The organism is Pseudolactococcus hodotermopsidis (assembly GCF_011170085.1).
In the GTDB taxonomy this organism is placed as follows: Bacteria; Bacillota; Bacilli; order Lactobacillales; family Streptococcaceae; genus Pseudolactococcus; species Pseudolactococcus hodotermopsidis.
Genome location: NZ_BLLI01000110.1, coordinates 1 through 2,959 on the forward strand (window position 1 = coordinate 1; position 2,959 = coordinate 2,959).

Annotated in this window: 3 protein-coding genes; 1 reads left to right on the forward strand and 2 read right to left on the reverse strand. The window is 39.6% G+C overall.

Annotated features, from left to right (window positions below):
• Positions 1–259 precede the first annotated feature (259 nt).
• Positions 260–883 (reverse strand): DUF47 domain-containing protein, encoded by a 624-nt coding sequence (locus Hs30E_RS10705; RefSeq protein ID WP_172209921.1) that lies wholly within the window; start codon positions 881–883, stop codon positions 260–262.
• A 23-nt stretch (positions 884–906) separates the two neighbouring features.
• Positions 907–1,923 (reverse strand): inorganic phosphate transporter, encoded by a 1,017-nt coding sequence (locus tag Hs30E_RS10710; RefSeq protein WP_172209922.1) that lies wholly within the window; start codon positions 1,921–1,923, stop codon positions 907–909.
• A gap of 196 nt (positions 1,924–2,119) precedes the next feature.
• Between Hs30E_RS10710 and Hs30E_RS10715 the strand changes: the two genes are divergently transcribed.
• A complete protein-coding gene (locus Hs30E_RS10715) occupies positions 2,120–2,803 on the forward strand; it encodes a DUF1129 family protein (protein WP_172209923.1) in 684 nt (227 codons plus the stop codon).
• The last annotated feature ends 156 nt before the right edge of the window (positions 2,804–2,959 follow it).

Genomic DNA, 2,959 nt, shown 5'->3' on the forward strand with positions numbered 1-2,959 from the left:
AATCGGTAAGACGCTTCTGGAATATCAAGCTGAAAATTCAGCCTAAATCATAACTAAATAATATCAAAAATGGAATCTAAAAGCAAATTTTGCTTTAGCAAAACGTAACTCATGTTTAGACTTTTTTTGGGACATTTTCAATTTCGCTTGACAGTGGTTTCGCTATTATTATTTTCATGGTAGTTAAAATAAATAGTTCTATAAGATATGATAACGCATCCAATAGATTATAACATTTCTAAAACACGTTAAAAGAGTCTTAACTATTTTTAATAACTAACGATTTAATAATTTTCACACAACTTTCAATATCGTTGACAATTTTTTCAAGTTTGTTGAACGCATCACGCCATTTGATAATCTCAATTGGGTCTTTTTCATTGGTGTAAAGCTCTTTGGTAATCTCAGAATAAAGACGGTCAGCCCCTTTTTCTAGCAACTTCACATTGGCAACATGCTCTTTGAGTTTCTTAGAATTTTTAAATTTCGCAAATTCGCCACAGGCAATTTCCACACCTTGTGTTGCCTCAACAATCGTATCAACAAATTCCTTGACACCTGGGCGCAAGTTACGAATAACTAAATTTTCGAGCTGGTAAGTAAACTCATTGATACCGTCCAACACATCATCCAAGGCATCTGTCAATTGAGCAATATCCTCACGGTCAATCGGTGTCATAAAAGTTACTGCGAGTTCATCATAAACCTCAGCCACGCTGTCATCAGCCTTATGTTCAATTGCATGAACAGATTCTGATTTGACAATGAAAGACTCATATTCATAATCAACGATAATTTCTTGCAAAGCAACCGCCGCATCATGTGACAGGTGTGCGATGTCTTTCATTGCGCCAAAGTAGTCAAATTGTTTTTTTCTAGCCATTATTTGTAATCTCCATTATTTCATTAAAATATCATGACGAAAAATTTACTCATCAGATAAGCAATCAAACCACAGCCCGGAAATGTCAAAATCCAAGCCATTACCATTTCTTTGACAACGCTCCAGTCAATCGAACTCATCCGACGGCTCGCCGCAACGCCCATGATAGCCGTCGTTTTTGCGTGCGTTGTCGAAACTGGGACACCCAAACTGGTCATCGCTTGGATACTGATAGCTGTCGAAATATCCGCCGCAAAGCCTTGATATTTTTCTAGCTTAACCATGTCCATACCAACCGATTTGATGATTTTCTCGCCACCAACAGAAGTCCCAAGCCCCATGACAATAGCACACATGAAAATAACCCATATCGGAATCGGTGCACCGTCATTAGCAAGACCGTTCAAGGTCAAGCCAAGCATGAACACCCCCATGAACTTCTGACCATCTTGTGCGCCATGTAAATAAGCATTGGCAGCAGCGCCGCAGATTTGCCCAATGGTAAAAAATTTATTTGCCGTTCGTCTAGCGATATTTTTGAAAATCAAGACTAAAGACTTGGTAATCAAAAGACCACCGATAAAACCAATGGCAACAGATGCAACAAGACCGTAGATGACTTTCATCCACTCATCCCATTTGATAGCCTCCATTCCCCCAAGTGAAATCGCTGAACCTGAAAGCCCCGCAATCAGCGCATGGCTTTCTGAAGTCGGAATCCCGAAATACCACGCCGCAACCGCCCAAACAACAATCGCAAAAAGACTAGCTGCAAGTGCAACTTGGGGGGCATTTTTAGGTAAATTAGGCGCACTTGAAAAGTCAACCATGTTTAAAATCGTACTTGCGACCTTAGCACCTGTCAAAGTTGAGATAAAAGCACCCGCAAGGTTCATAATCGCCGCCATAATGACCGCTGCACGAATGTTGAGCGCACGAGTTGATACTGCCGTCGCGATGGCATTTGGCGCATCAGTCCAACCATTTACAAAAACAACTCCCAAAACAAGAATTGCTGTAACAATCAAAGGTAGTGTCATTTTATTCCTCTATTTTCAATAACATAATTATACTTACTATAAAATCAAACCACTTTCGGTTTTACACTAAAATTAAGTATAAATAAGCATGACCAAACATGCCTAATTCTATTTTAACAAAAATACTGAGAAAGTGATAGCTCTTTTTTTCCGTAAACTTACTGAAAATCTGTCAGCTTTCTGTTAAAATAGAACTATGGAAAATTATATCGAACAATTAACCGCTAAAAACAGCGAATATGTCCACATCATCACACGTGAACTTGTCAAAATTGGCAAAACTGATGAGGAAATCAAGACAATTTTATCAGAAATCTTGCCAGAAATCATTGATGCCCAAAATCGTCGGATTCTTGCCAAAGACTTGTTGGGGACACCGTCTGAATTTACCGCACGATATGCACCTAAAATTGCCAAAACAGATAGTTCAGGCAAGGCAATCATTACCTATGATAACGAAACACCTGTACTGATGTGGCTTGATAGCTCACTTTTGATGTTGGGCGTTCTATGTCTTATGAACGGCATTATGGCGAACATGAACAAAAACAGCCGCACTTATGGCATTATCACGCTCCTTGTCATGAGCTTCGTCGCTGGTGTCATCATCTATCTCATGTATCGTCTCATCTATAAAAAACAGGCAATGGGGCTAAAAGTCCCTTGGCCTCAATCTATCGCTATTATGGTGGTTGCTTTCCTTGTTTGGATAACACTTTTTGGCGCAACGGTAATGTTGCCAACAACGATAAATGTCGTCCCACCACGTCTCGTCGTTATCATACTTGGTGCTGCAGCGCTAGGTATCCGTCATTTCTTGAAACGTCGCTATCACATCAAACCAGCTCTGGGGTCGCTTTCCCAGCCTGTTGGGAAATAAAGTTAAAAAAACGGTCATCTTGAGCGTTTTTTATTAGACTTCTCCCGAAATTAAATTTCGAAATTGATAATACCACAAATTAAGGACGCACGAAGTAAGTGCCTCTTTCTTCGATTACGATATTTCTGAGCCATACACTTAAAGGTTTTGATTTTA